This window comes from Streptococcus thermophilus, from assembly GCF_010120595.1.
GTDB classification, from domain to species: Bacteria; Bacillota; Bacilli; order Lactobacillales; family Streptococcaceae; genus Streptococcus; species Streptococcus thermophilus.
Genome location: NZ_CP038020.1, coordinates 71093 through 86831 on the forward strand (window position 1 = coordinate 71093; position 15739 = coordinate 86831).

General features: G+C 39.1%; 21 protein-coding genes. 5 read left to right on the forward strand and 16 right to left on the reverse strand.

Annotation, left to right across the window (positions count from 1 at the left end):
* Nucleotides 1-160 precede the first annotated feature (160 nt).
* The gene (locus E3C75_RS00335; RefSeq protein ID WP_133264084.1) at nucleotides 161-1603 is read left to right on the forward strand and encodes a sucrose-6-phosphate hydrolase; all 1443 of its coding nucleotides are present in this window, start codon (nucleotides 161-163) and stop codon (nucleotides 1601-1603) included.
* 8 nt (nucleotides 1604-1611) lie between these two features.
* Complete coding sequence (locus E3C75_RS00340; RefSeq protein ID WP_111679700.1) at nucleotides 1612-2577, forward strand: LacI family DNA-binding transcriptional regulator; 966 nt, start codon at nucleotides 1612-1614, stop codon at nucleotides 2575-2577.
* Nucleotides 2578-2666: 89 nt separating this feature from the next.
* On the opposite strand, the gene nusB is transcribed toward E3C75_RS00340, so the two are convergent.
* The 14 genes from nusB to uvrA form a co-directional block, all read right to left on the reverse strand.
* Nucleotides 2667-3101: a transcription antitermination factor NusB gene (gene nusB, locus E3C75_RS00345; RefSeq protein WP_100262497.1), complete on the reverse strand. Its 435-nt coding sequence runs from the start codon at nucleotides 3099-3101 to the stop codon at nucleotides 2667-2669.
* Nucleotides 3094-3483 carry an Asp23/Gls24 family envelope stress response protein gene (locus tag E3C75_RS00350; protein ID WP_002951891.1) on the reverse strand — a complete coding sequence of 130 codons (390 nt, stop codon included), beginning with the start codon at nucleotides 3481-3483 and terminating at the stop codon, nucleotides 3094-3096. Before E3C75_RS00350 ends, nusB begins: the two co-directional genes overlap by 8 nt.
* A 70-nt stretch (nucleotides 3484-3553) precedes the next feature.
* Complete coding sequence (efp, locus tag E3C75_RS00355) at nucleotides 3554-4114, reverse strand: elongation factor P (protein ID WP_011226539.1); 561 nt, start codon at nucleotides 4112-4114, stop codon at nucleotides 3554-3556.
* A 112-nt stretch (nucleotides 4115-4226) separates the two neighbouring features.
* Nucleotides 4227-4682, reverse strand: coding sequence for a deoxycytidylate deaminase (locus tag E3C75_RS00360; RefSeq protein ID WP_100262496.1), 456 nt, complete (start codon nucleotides 4680-4682; stop codon nucleotides 4227-4229).
* An 18-nt stretch (nucleotides 4683-4700) separates the two neighbouring features.
* Nucleotides 4701-5762, reverse strand: a complete 1062-nt coding sequence (locus E3C75_RS00365; protein ID WP_100262495.1) for a M24 family metallopeptidase — start codon at nucleotides 5760-5762, stop codon at nucleotides 4701-4703.
* 188 nt (nucleotides 5763-5950) lie between these two features.
* The gene (locus tag E3C75_RS00370; protein WP_014621954.1) at nucleotides 5951-6379 is read right to left on the reverse strand and encodes a hypothetical protein; all 429 of its coding nucleotides are present in this window, start codon (nucleotides 6377-6379) and stop codon (nucleotides 5951-5953) included.
* Nucleotides 6380-6423: 44 nt separating this feature from the next.
* Nucleotides 6424-6621, reverse strand: coding sequence for a hypothetical protein (locus E3C75_RS11390; protein WP_227972286.1), 198 nt, complete (start codon nucleotides 6619-6621; stop codon nucleotides 6424-6426).
* The gene (locus tag E3C75_RS11395) at nucleotides 6611-6781 is read right to left on the reverse strand and encodes a hypothetical protein (RefSeq protein WP_223899630.1); all 171 of its coding nucleotides are present in this window, start codon (nucleotides 6779-6781) and stop codon (nucleotides 6611-6613) included. Before E3C75_RS11395 ends, E3C75_RS11390 begins: the two co-directional genes overlap by 11 nt.
* Nucleotides 6782-6986: 205 nt before the next feature.
* On the reverse strand, nucleotides 6987-7376 hold the full coding sequence (locus tag E3C75_RS00380) for an ATP-binding cassette domain-containing protein (protein WP_014621956.1): 390 nt from the start codon (nucleotides 7374-7376) through the stop codon (nucleotides 6987-6989).
* 187 nt (nucleotides 7377-7563) lie between these two features.
* Complete coding sequence (locus tag E3C75_RS11050; RefSeq protein ID WP_167740652.1) at nucleotides 7564-7716, reverse strand: hypothetical protein; 153 nt, start codon at nucleotides 7714-7716, stop codon at nucleotides 7564-7566.
* A gap of 12 nt (nucleotides 7717-7728) precedes the next feature.
* Nucleotides 7729-7878 (reverse strand): hypothetical protein, encoded by a 150-nt coding sequence (locus E3C75_RS11055; protein WP_167740653.1) that lies wholly within the window; start codon nucleotides 7876-7878, stop codon nucleotides 7729-7731.
* A 28-nt stretch (nucleotides 7879-7906) separates the two neighbouring features.
* Nucleotides 7907-8086, reverse strand: coding sequence for a bacteriocin (locus tag E3C75_RS00385; protein ID WP_223899629.1), 180 nt, complete (start codon nucleotides 8084-8086; stop codon nucleotides 7907-7909).
* Between the two features lie 547 nt (nucleotides 8087-8633).
* Nucleotides 8634-8906 (reverse strand): DUF3923 family protein, encoded by a 273-nt coding sequence (locus tag E3C75_RS00390; RefSeq protein ID WP_084826138.1) that lies wholly within the window; start codon nucleotides 8904-8906, stop codon nucleotides 8634-8636.
* Between the two features lie 94 nt (nucleotides 8907-9000).
* Nucleotides 9001-11826 carry an excinuclease ABC subunit UvrA gene (gene uvrA, locus E3C75_RS00395; RefSeq protein ID WP_111679701.1) on the reverse strand — a complete coding sequence of 942 codons (2826 nt, stop codon included), beginning with the start codon at nucleotides 11824-11826 and terminating at the stop codon, nucleotides 9001-9003.
* A 302-nt stretch (nucleotides 11827-12128) separates the two neighbouring features.
* On the opposite strand from uvrA, the gene E3C75_RS00400 reads away from it, so the two are divergent.
* The 3 genes from E3C75_RS00400 to E3C75_RS00410 all read left to right on the forward strand — a co-directional run bounded on the left by E3C75_RS00400 (nucleotide 12129) and on the right by E3C75_RS00410 (nucleotide 14812).
* Nucleotides 12129-13073, forward strand: a complete 945-nt coding sequence (locus E3C75_RS00400; protein WP_014727694.1) for a magnesium transporter CorA family protein — start codon at nucleotides 12129-12131, stop codon at nucleotides 13071-13073.
* A gap of 69 nt (nucleotides 13074-13142) precedes the next feature.
* Nucleotides 13143-13814, forward strand: a complete 672-nt coding sequence (locus E3C75_RS00405; RefSeq protein ID WP_011227551.1) for a DUF1129 domain-containing protein — start codon at nucleotides 13143-13145, stop codon at nucleotides 13812-13814.
* Between the two features lie 116 nt (nucleotides 13815-13930).
* Nucleotides 13931-14812, forward strand: a complete 882-nt coding sequence (locus E3C75_RS00410) for a DUF4300 family protein (RefSeq protein ID WP_111679702.1) — start codon at nucleotides 13931-13933, stop codon at nucleotides 14810-14812.
* 125 nt (nucleotides 14813-14937) lie between these two features.
* On the opposite strand, the gene rpsR is transcribed toward E3C75_RS00410, so the two are convergent.
* The gene (gene rpsR, locus E3C75_RS00415; RefSeq protein ID WP_002945024.1) at nucleotides 14938-15177 is read right to left on the reverse strand and encodes a 30S ribosomal protein S18; all 240 of its coding nucleotides are present in this window, start codon (nucleotides 15175-15177) and stop codon (nucleotides 14938-14940) included.
* A 41-nt stretch (nucleotides 15178-15218) separates the two neighbouring features.
* Nucleotides 15219-15737, reverse strand: a complete 519-nt coding sequence (locus E3C75_RS00420; protein WP_002951905.1) for a single-stranded DNA-binding protein — start codon at nucleotides 15735-15737, stop codon at nucleotides 15219-15221.
* Between the last annotated feature and the right edge of the window lie 2 nt (nucleotides 15738-15739).

Consider the following 15739-nt stretch of genomic DNA (forward strand, 5'->3'; position numbering starts at 1 on the left):
TTTGAAAACGTTTCGCTTTTCTTTACGATATTAATTTTAACATCTTTCTGTTATATGTCAAACGTTTAGCATATTTTTTTTTTTCTTATTATAAATCGTTGATTTTTCTAGGTAAAACGTTTACTATATTACTAACAAATAAATTAGGAGATTACTAAATATGAATCTACCAACAGAAGTTCGTTACCGTCCATACACAGATTGGACAGACGGAGAAAAAACAAAGATTAAAGAGAATGTTGGCAAATCACCTTGGCGTGCAAGCTACCATATTGAACCAGAAACAGGACTTCTAAATGACCCAAACGGTTTTTCTTACTTTAATGGTAAGTTCCAACTTTTCTATCAAAGTTGGCCATTTGGAGCCACTCATGGTTTGAAACAATGGGTTCATACTGAATCTGAAGATTTGGTTCACTTTACAGAAACTGGTGTCAAACTCTTGCCAGATCATGAAAATGACAGCCACGGTGCCTACTCAGGTTCTGCTTATCAAATCGGTGATAAACTTTTTATCTTCTATACAGGTAATGTCCGTGATGAAAACTGGATTCGCGATCCACGTCAAATCGGTGCCTGGATGGATAAAAACTACAAAATCAAAAAAATCGACAAGGTTCTTATCAAAAAACCTACTGACGTTACTGAGCACTTCCGTGACCCTCAAATCTTCGATTACAAGGGACAATTTTATGCTATCATAGGTGCTCAAAACCATGATAAACAAGGTTTTATCAAATTTTACAAAGCAGTTGATAATGATGTCGAAAACTGGGTTGAGGTTGGAGACCTCGACTTTGGTGGCACTGGCTCAGAATACATGATTGAGTGTCCAAATATTGTCTTTGTAGATGGCAAACCTGTTCTTCTCTATTGCCCACAAGGTCTTGATAAAGCTGAACTCGACTATAACAATATTTATCCTAATACTTATAAGATTTTCCAAGATTTCGACCCTGAGAAAGCTGCCCTTGTTGGTGGTACACCAATCATCAACTTGGACTACGGGTTCGAAGCTTATGCTACTCAAGGATTTAACACTCCTGATGGTTGTGCGCTTATTGTTAGCTGGATTGGTCTCCCAGACGTGGACTATCCAACTGACAAATACGACTACCAAGGTGCTATGAGCTTGGTTAAAGAATTATCTATCAAAGATGGAAAACTCTACCAATACCCAGTAGAAGCTATTACAAGCATACGTACTAGACAAGAAGATTTCTCTGAAAAAACGGCAACAACTAACACTTACGAGCTTGAACTTAACTTCCAAGCTAACACTCAAACAGAACTTGTCCTCTTCGCAGACCAAGAAGGAAATGGCTTATCACTTACCGTTGATACTGCAAAAGGAAAAGTTATCCTTGACCGTTCTAAAGCTGGCGAACAGTACGCTACAGACTTTGGCACAAGTCGTGAATGCACTCTTGATGCCGGACAAGCTGCAACAGCAAACATCTTTGTAGATAACTCAATTGTTGAAATTTTCTTCAACAAAGGTGAGAAAGTCTTCACTAGCCGCGTCTTCCCAAGTGCTGAACAAACTGGTATCAAAGTAGCATCAGGGAACGTTTCTGGTCACTACTTCGACTTAAAATACTAGGGTGATTTATGGTCGCAAAGCTTACTGACGTTGCCGAACTGGCTGGTGTGAGCCCAACCACAGTTTCCCGCGTCATAAACAAAAAGGGCTACCTCTCACAAAAAACCATTGACAAAGTACACGCTGCCATGCAGGAGCTGAATTACAAGCCTAATAATTTGGCTCGAGGTCTCAAAGGAAAATCAGCCAAGCTCGTTGGCTTGATTTTTCCAAATATTTCCAACATTTTTTACGCTGAGCTTATCGAACGACTTGAGGACGAGCTCTTTAAGCAGGGTTATAAAAGCATCATTTGTAACAGTGAGCATGATCCCAACAAGGAAAAGGACTATTTGGAAATGCTTTCCGCCAACCAATGTGATGGTATCATCTCGTCTTTTCACAATCTTGGTATAGAAGATTATGAAAAGGTTGAAGCTCCTATCATTGCCTTCGACCGTAATCTGGCCCCAAAGATTCCTATTATCTCATCTGATAACTTTGAAGGAGGAAAATTAGCCGCAAAAACCTTGGTCAAGGCCGGTTGTCAGCGTATTGTCATGATTACAGGTAATGATAATTCAGATTCCCCAACTGGACTCCGTCAACTTGGATTTAATTACGAATTGAATAAACAGGGTATTGTCTGTCCTGTCCCAAACGATTTATCTATCATGCGACGAGAATTAGAAATCAAATCTATTATTTGTCGTGAAAAGCCGGATGGTATCTTTGTCTCAGATGATTTAACAGCTATCTTAGTTATAAAAGTAGCTAGACAACTAGAACTTTCCATCCCAAATGACTTAAAAATCATCGGTTACGACGGTACTGCCTTTATCCGACACTTCTATCCAGAGCTAGCAACCATCCAACAGCCTTTGGATGAAATTGCTAAACTTTGTGTCGAAATTCTATTGAAGAAAATCAAAGGCGAAATAGTCAGTCGTGATTATGTGCTACCAATAAATTTGATTTCTGGTGCCAGTATATAAATAAAAGTCACAAGAAATCTGTACTTGCGACTTTTTCTTGAGCTTAGTTATCAAAAAAAGAAGTTGAAACAGCAATCAACTTCTTTTTCTTATGCTTCGTCTGTCACGAACTGACTAAGAACACCATTAATAAACTTAGCAGATGTTTTATCAGAATATTTTTTAGCAATTTCAATAATTTCATTGATAGCCACACGTCCTGGTGTCTCTTCAAAAGACGTGATTTCATAAAGCCCCAAACGAAGGAGGGTACGGTCTGTCATAATCAAACGTGAGAGACTCCAACCTTCTTTCAATTTTTCTTCAATTTGACTATCCAGTTGAGGCAACTCTTCACGAACACCTGTTACTATACTAAGTAAAAAAGATGGTAGATCAACTTCTGTTTCTTCATCAATTGGCTTGTCGTAAGTGTAAGCAAAATAGGCTTGATCTAAAGCTTCGCCACCAAACTCCAGGGCAAACAGCGTTTGAAAAGCACGCTCACGAAGGTCACGACGTGAATCTTTAAAGATATTAGTCATTCAAAAAATCCTCGTTAAACAATTCAGCCAAGTCTGGTTTTTGTGACTTTTCAGTGACAATAGATTCAACGTGAACGTTTACTTCTGAAATTAACACTTCGGCCATATCGTAGACAGCTGTTTTAATAGCTTTTTGAATTTCAATTGAAACCGCAGGCACATTAACGCCATACTGAAGGGAAACGTAGATATCAACGTTTACTGTACCATCTTCCTCAGTTTGAAGATAAACACCACGTCCCAAGCTTGTTTTGCTGAGACCATCCGTAACGTTTTTGTTTTGAAGGGCGTAAACACCGTCCACTTTAGTTGCAGCGATACCAGTAATCACCTCAAGAACACGAGGGGCAATTACGATTTCACCGATATTTTCTGTAGTCATCGCATATTTCCTTTCCGTTAGTTTGGAAAATAAAGCTTTCAAACCAGTGGTTCGAAAGACTTAGTTAGGCTTAGGCACGTGATACGTAAGTACCTTCAGCTGTGTTGATAACCAATTTTTGACCAGCTTCGATAAAGTCTGGAACGTTAACCACAAGACCAGTTTCAAGTGTTGCAGGTTTACCTGAACCTGTAACTGTTGCACCTTTGATTGATGGTTGTGTTTCAGTAACTGTCAATTCAACAGTTGTTGGTACTTGCACACCGATAACTTCTGTTCCGTAGAATTGGATTTTTACGTCTGAGTTTTCAAGGATAAATTTCAATTCTTCTTGAACGTTGACTACTGGAATTTCATATTGATCATATGTTTCAGTGTTCATGAAGTATGCAGTATCATCCATTTGGTACAAGTATTGTGCTGGTACTGTTTCGATGATCGCTTGTTCAAATTTCTCTTCTGGACGGTAGCTGGTGTCAAAAGTTGAACCTGAGCGAACATCACGCAATTTCATACGCATGATTGTGTTACCTTTACCAGGTTTGTGGTGACTAGCTTCAAGAACTTTGAGCAATTTGCCATCATTTGTTACGAAAGTCATACCCGCACGGAGTTTACTTGCTTCAATCATTATTAAATACCTCTTTGTAAAAATTATTATCAGTTTATTTTACCATAAATGACAGCATGGCTCAAATATTTTATAGAATCAAACCTAAACCCTAGGATTTTCCAAGGAGAATCTAGTCATCCATCCCCAAGTGTACCTCTGGAACATCATGTTGCACATAAGAGACTCCCTTTTGTTCCATCAACTCAATCGCAAAGGCGTGGGGGCGATAATTAGCCTTATAAGTAATCTTAACAACGCCAGCCTGAAGGAGAGCTTTAGTGCAGTTAATACAAGGGAAATGGGTCACATAGATTTCTGTATTTTTAGTAGAAATCCCCTCTTTGGCACACTGGATAAGAGCGTTCATCTCCGCATGGACCGTACGAATACAATGACCATCTTCCATGTAGTGACCTACCTCATTACAGTTATCTGTCTCAGAGACTCCACCGTTATAACCTGTAGCAATAATACGCTTGTCCTTGACCAAAACAGCACCAACAAAAGCACGATCACAGGTAGAACGCTTAGAAATCAGCTCTGCATTAGCCATAAAATAGTCTTGCCAAGATAGACGGTTTGTCATAAAGTATTCCTCCAAATCTTAGAGCACAATCAATTCCTTAGGTGCAAGCGTAATCACTTCGCAACCATTCTCAGTAATAATGATATCATCTTCAATACGAACACCGTATTTGTCAGCCAAATAAATACCTGGTTCATCCGTCAAGACCATACCAGCTTCGATAGTCTCATCAGAATTACCGAAGTAAGGAATCTCGTGAATGTCAAGACCGATACCATGTCCGATACCATGTGTAAAGTAATCACCATAACCCGCTTCAACAATAACATTACGCGCAACCTTATCATAATCACGACGCGTCATGCCAGCTTTAGTCGCATCAATCAAAGCTCGATTTGAACGTAAGACGATATCATAAATTTCACGCTCCTCGTCAGTCGTTTCACCAATATGGATAGTACGAGTCATATCACTAACATAATGATTGTAGTAACAACCAAAGTCCATAGTCAAAGTTTCTCCTGACTGGATGACCTTGTCTGAAGCAACACCGTGAGGCATAGCTGAACGGTAACCTGAAGCAATGATAGACTCAAAGGAAATACCTGAAGCTCCATATTCACGCATACGGAAATCTAGGAAGTTAGCCACTTGTAGTTCTGTTGTTTGACCTGGTTTGATAAAATCAAGAACATCTGTAAAGGCACGATCTGAGATAGAACAAGCCTTACGGATAGTTGCCAATTCTTTCTCATCCTTAATCATACGCAACTCTTCCATGAAGTTGGTTTGCGGTGACAAGGTATAGCCTTCAAAAATCGCTTGAAGAGCTTGATAATAAGCGAATGACACCTGATTGTCAAAGCCTATTGTCTCAAGTTTATCTACCTCGACAAATTTAACGATATCTTTTAGTGGATCCTTACTTTCGATAATATCAAAGCCGTGTACAGATTGTTTGGCAATAAGCATATAACGTGAATCAGTTAAAAAGAGACGACGATTTTTCGTAATGAAAACAGTCGCATTTGTCCCCCAGAAATCCGTCAAATAGTAAATATTATTTTGTCCTGTCACCAACAAGGCATCTAGGCCTGATTGGACAAGTTTAGCATCAAATCGCTCAAGTCTACGTTGCATTTGAATGACCCCTTTGTATTTTAGGTTAATTATATCAAATTTTCAGATTTTAAAGAACGAAGTTGATGCTTTGGCGTATTTTTTTTGATGGCATTAATAAAAAGCCAGATGAAACTCTGACTTTATAAGTACTATACATAGGCTCGCTTTTCGTAAATGGCTGGCGTCAAAAGGAGCAAAAATAGGGTTCAAGCAAACAAAACAAAGGCATCACGAAGACTAAAGAACTGTTGACCACTAGTAAAGACCGCTCGCATAAAACTCAACGGAACGTAAGTCATTAGCTTAGTCATAGTATCTCCTAAACTAGCCAAATAGAGTGTAAAGAAGGTCATTCCTGTTACCCCAAAATAGACTGTTACAAAAGCTGTTAAGGTATTCTTTAAAAGTAAGATAATCAAAGTTGAAACCATATAAACAAAAGTCCCATAAGCTAGAAAATAAACATAGATTTGTCTGACATAAACCCACAAAGGAAAATCGACATGCTGCACATAGTACTTGTAAAAAATCAACTCTAAAACCAAGATAGTAGCTGCAAATATAGATAAAATAAGGAAGCTCAGAAGCTTTCGGAGAATCACTTCCCGACCAGATAAGTCACTCACCCGAATCATATTAATCGTTCAATTCTGAAATTCTCTTCCCAAACTGGATAAAGCTAAGTAAGCAAAGACAATATCCACCACACCATGATAGAATAGCTAGCTAAAATCGCAGATAGTCCAAGATAAGATCCCTTGTAACCATCACATAAGATAACAATCGCACCAATCAGCCCTAGCAATACAAGACAAATAAAGGCACTCTTTGTCACACATTCTTGCTTTAAAAATACCGTTTTCAATCTAGTCGCCATAAAAAAGTACCTCACTCAATCCCGCTTTTTCATATGTGAAAAGAATTTCCCCTTGTCCCAAAACCTGTTTGATCTTTTCTATTCCTTTAACCAGAATATCATTCTTTTGACGTTCAAAAGCAAGGTCATTTAGTTTTAGTAGGGTCATCAAAGATTTCATGCTTAAATCCTCAGTGTAAATTTTATATTTGGCATTCGCATCATCATCCAAACAAATCAATTTGTGATTCTTTAACAAATATTTTTTTGTACAAACCTGTTAAAGATTTGATAAGATGTGACTGGAAATAATAAAAGTTAGACCATGATTTTTAGCTATCCTTTCAATCAAGATTAAAAGACTATTGATACCATTGGCATCCAAGCTAGGTAGGCTCATCAAGAAGAATAAATTCATCTGATGCAATTAAAGCAATAAACAAACCTACACGTTGCTTCATACCCAAGGACAACTTGGAAGCCTTGCGTTTGAGATAGGTTGCTACCTCTAAATCTTCTTTATCGCAATCAATCGATGAATAATCTTTATGATAAAGTCTGCAATAAAACTTAAGGTTAGCCTCAAACGTCATGTTGGGATATAGAGCTGGAGCTTCAATCAAGACACCCACAGTTTTAGTATTTAAGTCAATAGTTCCATTAGGTCTCTCTAAGATACCCGAAATTAATTTCATTAAGGTCGTCTTTCCTGCACCATTATTGCCAATCAGACCAGCAATATTCCCCTTTTTCAAGGTTAGAGAGATATTATCCAAGACAGGTTGCTTTCCAAAATTGTAGTTTACCCCTCTACCTCTAGTACTGTGATGTATTTCCTTTCTTTGCTTAATTATATTTTAAATATAAATCTTTAACATCCAAGTGAACTATTCACTTGGACGATGAAAACTTATAACAATTCTTCTTCATTAATTCTCATAAACATAAATATTTTCCAATATGCTATCTTATTTTTCTTAGTTTTAGAATCTCAACCGCAATATAACTTACCGGCCCTACTCCATAGCCAATATCATATGGTACATTTCCTCCAACAATTTCAGAAAGCTTATCAATAGACAAACCATCAAATTTATTTATTGTCATTACATCCATATAAAATTCTCCTTAACCTCTAAATCCATCTACAAATCCATGGCCAAAATCATAGAAAGTGTGCCTAACAACCCCAATTCCATATCCTACAGATGAGTAGACACTTCCTCCAAACACTGTTTCTAAATCTTTAACATCAACTTTTTGAAATTTATTCTTCACATTCTCTCCTGTCTTTAATTAACAATAACTACCACGCTTGACGAAAACTTTTTACAAATTCATTAATAACGTACTTGCCATATTTTACCGAATTGAAACCACCAGTAATTTGCTCCAAGTCGGCATCGGATAACACCTTAAATAATTGTTTTTCCTCTAATATTGCAAGACTCCTTTCTAAGTTAAACCATAAAGTTAGCTCTCTCATAAAGACTCTTACACCCCCTGTTCAAGCTATGAATCCATTATAAAAGCTGAATAAAATAAAAAATAGTGACGTAAATGTCACCCTGCACAAGAAAAAATGAAAACAAAAAAAGACTGAGTTAGTAAGCTCAGCCTAAAGCTAGTAAAATCATCTTTCCTCCTTACTAGCTAGTCTAAGTGCAAACAAAGAGACAGCCAATGAAAGTGTTGCCCAGACAAGGCTATGGTCAATAAAAGCGATGTCTTCTGTAAAACTTAAAGTGTAGCATTCATCACTACAATAAATAGCCATACAATCACAATAACAAGGGTCAACCCATTAATAAGATTTACTCTTTGTTTATCCATATTTTTCTTCTCCATATCTGGTCCTTTCAAAGGTGTCATTCTAATCCCTGATAACTCTAAAAATAGCTGTTCTTGAGTAATCTTTTAGATGAGATTTGAAGCCAAAAAAATACAGCTACTCTCTTATTTTTAGCAGCTAATTTTACAGAGCTTGACTTTATTATAGAATCTCCCTTATCAAAAAAATAGTGACATAGATGTCACCATAAATAGCTACGAAAAAACAAGTCCTTATATGACTTGTCCAACAATCTTCTTATTTTACGATGTCTCATAATAAGAAACAAAATCATTTCAAAAAGGAGAAGACTAACATAAACTCCCGAAACGTAAAGTAAGGTTTGCCATTTATCCGTTGTTGATTCAAAACGACCATGATGATCAACTGTACGAATACTAATCAAAAGACAAATATCTAGAAATAGGACTAGAAAAATACCGTTAAATCCTATGAAAAAACGCTTTTTAACCATAGTATGACTCTTTTGTTTTTTCTTAACCGTAGAATAGCAAACTCAACTTAAACCAGACTAAAGCAAAAAAAAGACTCAGAGAGCCCTTTTCACTTTATTTCAATTTTTCTTTCAAATATTGTCCTGTATAGCTTTTGGGGACGGCTACTACCTCTTCTGGAGTCCCTGTAGCTACGATAGTACCTCCACCAACACCACCTTCAGGACCCAAATCAATGATATGGTCTGCTGTCTTAATAACATCCAGATTGTGCTCAATCACGAGAACCGTGTTACCATCGTCCGCAAAACGCTGAAGCACCTTCAAGAGACGAGCAATGTCATCTGTATGGAGACCAGTCGTAGGCTCATCGAGAATGTAGAAAGACTTCCCAGTAGAGCGTTTGTGAAGTTCACTAGCCAGTTTCATACGCTGTGCCTCACCCCCTGATAGGGTTGTTGCTGATTGCCCCAAAGTCACATACCCGAGCCCCACATCCTTGATTGTCTGCACCTTACGAGCAATCTTAGGGATAGCCGCAAAGAAATCAACCGCGTCATCAACTGTCATATCCAGAATTTCAGCAATATTCTTCCCTTTATAACGAACTTCTAAGGTCTCAGAATTATAGCGTGTGCCATGGCAAACCTCACAAGGTACATAAACATCAGGCAAGAAGTGCATCTCAATCTTGATAATCCCATCACCAGAGCAGGCTTCACAACGGCCACCTTTGACATTGAAAGAGAAACGTCCCTTCTTATAACCGCGAATCTTGGCCTCATTGGTTTGAGCAAAAAGATCGCGAATATCGTCGAAGACGCCTGTGTAGGTTGCAGGGTTGGAACGTGGAGTACGCCCGATTGGACTTTGATCAATATCAATCAAACGCTCGATATTCTCGATTCCAGTCACCGATTTATGTTTCCCAGGTTTCTCACTGTTTCGATTAAGCTCTTGGGCAATCTTTTTCTTGAGAATACTGTTAACCAAAGTTGACTTTCCAGAACCAGAAACGCCTGTCACTGCGATTAATTTTCCAAGTGGGAACTTGACAGACACATTTTTAAGATTATTTTCACTGGCTCCTTTAACCTCGATAAAACAGCCGTTTCCTACACGGCGTTCCGTCGGTACAGGAATTGATTTAGCACCTGACAGGTACTGACCAGTAATTGATTTCTTATTTTTAGCAACTGCTTCTGGGGTTCCTGAAGCTATGATTTGTCCACCAAAGGCACCGGCGCCAGGTCCTACATCGATAAGCCAGTCAGCTTCACGCATGGTATCTTCATCATGCTCCACCACAATTAAGGTATTGCCCAAATCACGCATCTTTTTAAGACTTGAAATCAAGCGATCATTATCACGCTGATGAAGCCCTATAGAGGGCTCATCCAAAACATAAAGGACTCCAGAAAGGTTGGAGCCAATCTGTGTCGCCAAACGGATACGCTGACTCTCACCACCTGAAAGTGTTCCGGCCATACGAGAGAGAGTCAAGTAATTAAGGCCGACATTGTTTAAGAAAGTCAGACGATCCTTGATTTCCTTGATAATTGGACGGGCAATCAATTCTTCATTCTCACCTAATTCAAGGCGATCTATTTCTTGAAGATGATCAGAAATAGACAGCTCAGAAATTTGACCAATATTTAAGCCATCCTCACCACCAACACGAACCGAGAGTGCTGCTTCGTTAAGACGATAGCCATGACAAGTTGGACATGACAGTTCATTCATATAACCACGCATGACATTGCGGGTGAAATCACTGTTAGTCTCATGATAGCGTCGATTGATATTAGTCACAACCCCTTCAAAAGGAATGTCAATATCACGCACCCTACCAAAATCATTAACATAATGGAAATGGAACTCGCGGTCACCAGATCCGTAGAGAATCAAATCTTGTTCTTCTTTTTTAAGATTTTCAAATGGCGTATCCATATCCACGCCAAACTGTTCCATGGCCTGCTCAAGCATGGCAGGATAGTAGTTGGATGAGATAGGATTCCAAGGCGCTAGTGCACCTTCACGCAAGGTCTTACTAGGGTCAGGAATGACCAAATCAATATCAACTTCTAGTTTATTTCCTAAACCGTCACAGGTCGGACAAGAACCAAATGGTGCATTGAAGGAAAAGAGACGCGGCTCCAACTCAGGCACTGTAAAACCACAAACTGGACAAGAATAATGCTCCGAGTAGAGCAATTCATTATCATCCATAGTATCCACAATCAAGTAGCCATCCGTTAAACGTAGCGCTGCCTCGACTGAGTCAAAGAGACGACTACGGATACCTTCCTTATTAACCAAACGGTCCACAACCACCTCAATATTATGCATCTTCGACTTGGATAGCTCAGGGACTTCCGTCACATCGTATATCTCACCATCCACACGAACACGAACATAACCGTCCTTCTGCACGCGCTCAAAAATCGCCTTGTGTTGCCCCTTTCGACGACGGACAATCGGCGCTAAAATCTGCATACGTGTCCGTTCAGGAAGGGCTAAAACCTCATCTACAATCTGTTCCACTGATGACGACTGAATGGCTCCATGCCCATTGATACAATAAGGCACACCCACACGCGCATAAAGGAGACGAAGATAGTCATTAATCTCCGTTACAGTTCCCACAGTCGAACGAGGGTTCTTACTCGTTGTTTTCTGATCAATGGAGATGGCAGGACTCAAGCCATCAATCGAGTCCACATCAGGTTTCTCCATATTTCCCAAGAATTGGCGGGCATAAGCTGAGAGACTTTCAACATAACGGCGCTGACCCTCTGCATAAATTGTATCAAAAGCCAAAGAAGACTTACCAGACCCCGACAACCCCGTCACGACGACGAGCTTGTCACGAGGAATCTCTACATCAATATTTTTTAAATTGTGAGCTCTTGCTCCGCGAATCACTAACTTATCTTGCATATTTTTAAGAGGCCTAGACCTAAAGCCACTGCCACTCCTTTCTACAGACGGATGGGAACACCATCCCTAGTCTCTTTCATAATTATAACAAAATTTCAATTTATCCAACCCAAAAATGTTTCAAATATAGTATAATGGTTGAGTGTGTAAAAAAGGCAAAGAGAATAGTCTCTAGGCCTCAATTGATATCACTAAAAAGCTAAGAGCTGCTTATTTATCTGACTTTTTCTGGTCCAAAAACGGACAAGACATTTTCAGATAATAACGCCAACACTTAACGAATGACAAAGGAGGGGTTCCCATTGAAACAAATGTTCTTATCCACCGGAAAAGAATTCAAAGAAATTGAAACATTCGAGCCTGGTGCTTGGATTCATTTGATAAACCCTTCCCAGGAAGAAGCCTTAAAGGTTGCAGAACGTTTTAACATTGATATCCAAGATCTCCGCGCCCCTCTGGACGTGGAAGAAACATCACGTATCGATGTCGAAGATGACTACACCCTAATCCTGGTCGACATCCCAACCCAAGAAGAGCGTAATAACAAAAGTTATTACGTTACCATTCCATTGGGTATCATCGTTACCGATGAGGTAGTCGTAACTACCTGCCTCGAGAACATCAGCCTTATGGACGACTTCCTCAATCACCGTGTACGTAACTTCTATACCTTCATGAAGACACGCTTTGTCTTCCAAATTCTCTATCGCAATGCTCAACATTACCTAACCGCCCTACGTTCTATCGACCGTCAAAACGATAAATTGGAAGCTCAGTTGGAAAATTCGACAAAGAATGAACACTTGATTGACATGATGGAATTGGAAAAATCCATTGTCTATCTAAAAGCCTCACTTAAGATGAATGAGCGAATTGTCAAAAAACTAACAGGTAATGCCTCTAGCTTGAAGAAATATATCGAGGACGAGGATCTCTTGGAAGATACCTTAGTCGAAACCCAACAGGCCATTGAGATGGCAGGCATCTATGAAAATGTCTTGAACGCCATGACCGAAACCTCAGCCTCTATCATCAATAACAACCAGAACACTATCATGAAAACACTCGCTCTCATGACTATGGCTCTGGACATCCCAACCGTTATCTTCTCCGCTTACGGTATGAACTTTAAAAACAATTCTATGCCACTAAACGATTTAGATAACGCCTTTTGGATCATTTTCTTCATTGCGGCTTTCGGGTCATCTTGCGTTGTTATCTACTTTATCAGAAAAAAATGGTTCTAACATAGAGCCCCTCTTCTTTTCTCTAAACTTCAACACTAAAAATAATATTAATTATCGAAAGGTCATCTCATGGACATCCAAAAACTCACCAAGAAAAACCAAGAATTTATTCACATAGCAACTAACCAACTTATCAAAGATGGTAAGTCAGACCAAGAAATCAAAGATATCCTTAGCGATGTTATTCCTGAACTTATCAAAAATCAGAAAAAAGGAATCACAGGCCGTGGATTCCTTGGTGCTCCAACTGTTTGGGCAGCTAGCTTCTCTCCTGAAAAGCACCAACAAGCTGTTTCTGGAAAACCTAGCAAAGAAATTCCAGAAACAGACAAAACTCCTTGGAAGATGTGGCTTGATACCTCATTATTCCTTCTATCCATTGTTGCTATTATGAACGCAATCTTTGGTTTCTCGGGAACACAAACAAGCTACGGCCTCACAACCCTTCTTTCAGTCTCATTTATTGGTGGCCTTGCTATGTATACCCCTTACCACTATATCTATCGTCATAATAACAAACCAAAAGAAGAACGTCCTAAATGGTGGTTTAGCATGACCATCATTACACTTTCTTTCATTGCATGGTTTGCCCTCTTTAGTCTTACAGCCCTTCTTCCAACTTACCTCAATCCTGGGCTTTCTCCAATTGTAACCCTTATTATTGGTGTTATCGCTGGTGTTGCCAAATATTTCTTCAAACGTCATTACAACGTTCAAAGCACTTACGCACCAGTATCTTAATCAACCGATACCTCAAGCACCCACAAGGGTGCTTTTTTGCGTCAGAAATCTTGACATAGCTGGCTGTTCTATACTAAAATATTAAAGCTAATAGACAAAAGAAAGAACTCCAATAGATGCGTATCAAATTTCCTTTATTTATCATCTCTTGCTGCCTATTACTGATGGCTTGCGGCCACAAGACTAGTCAAAAAAGCTATCAGGCTTACTATAATTTCAACAATGTGACAATTCCAACTCAGGTAAAGCAGCTAGCTAAAGATTTAAAAAACAAGGGTATTCCAACAAAAGACTGGGATAATCTAGTTCCTTATATCAACCGCTACAATCAGGAAAACACAAATCTTCAACCTGTTGTCAAAAAATGGACCACAAGCAAAATCGGTAAGGATCAAAATCAATTTGTCACCTTCCTTAACGAAAAAACTTTCGAAGATAATAAATCTCACTTCACCGATGATTTGAACTGCCGACGGACGTCCTTCCTCATCCTTCACGACCTCATTACAAGTTCGGAGGGCCTTACTAAATTGGACCTCCCCCTTCAAAATGAATTTCTTGATCTCAAGTCCCGTCACAAAGAGCTAAACGCCAAGGATCAAGCCCTCTACAGCCTCCTCTTTGGGGATAATATCAGCTACCAGTCTACAGATGACCTCCTGAAAGCTTGGAAAGAAGCTGGACTCAAGTTTCTAGAAAATGTAAAACTCCTCTCCGTCTTTCAAAATAGCCCTGGTGATGTTAGTAACTTCCATACAGCTATAGCTTACGAAAAAGATGGTAGTATCTATATTTTTGAAAAACAAGATCCAACACTTCCTTACCGCTGGAGTCGTTTCAACAATTGGGCCGATATCAAAGCACACTGGTTAGGCAATCGTTTCAAGGTTTTCAAAGACAATGTTGATATCCTCGTTAATGATCAGAAATTTGATGATTTCTTAGAAAATACATTCTTTATACCACAGAACAACCAACTAGCTCCTCAAGATAAATGAGAAGACCAGTTGATTTTTCTTTTACCCTAAAGCACAAGATTAAATCTCTCCACTCTTAGCCCTAGAAATGACAAAAATCTACAAAATTAAGACAGAAAAAACACCCTCAGATGAGGGCATTATTTTTAATCTTCGTTTACGTAAGGCATAAGTGCCATAACGCGAGCGCGTTTAATAGCTGTTGTTACTTTACGTTGGTTTTTAGCTGAAGTTCCTGTTACACGACGTGGAAGAATTTTACCACGTTCTGAAACGAAACGGCTAAGAAGCTCAGTATCTTTGTAATCAACATATTCGATTTTGTTAGCTGCGATGTAATCAAATTTTTTACGGCGTTTGAATCCGCCACGACGTTGTTGAGCCATGTTTATTTCTCCTTTATATATTTAATTCGTTTTGCCCATTCTTAGAATGGAAGATCGTCATCTGAAATATCCATTGGATTTGAATTACCAAATGGACTTTCATCACGACCGAAGTTTGGTGTAGATTGTGCAGGTTGTGATTCACCAAACGAACCACCAGTGGAAGCTCCACCACCGAATGAATTTGAGTTATCAAATCCTCCAACGTTGTATGAACCACCACTATGACCTTCACGTGCCGCACGGCTTTCCAACATTTGGAAATTATCAGCGACAACTTCAGTTACGTAAACACGTTGACCTTGTTGATTTTCATAGTTACGGGTCTGAATACGACCTGTAATTCCAACCAATGCACCTTTCTTAGCCCAGTTAGCCAAATTTTCAGCCTGCTGGCGCCAGATAACACAGTTAATAAAGTCAGTTTCACGTTCACCATTAGCACCTTTAAAGTTACGATTAACCGCAAGGCTGAATGTTGCAACAGCAACATTACTTGGTGTGTAACGAAGCTCCGCATCACGGGTCATGCGACCAACGAGTACGACATTATTAATCATAA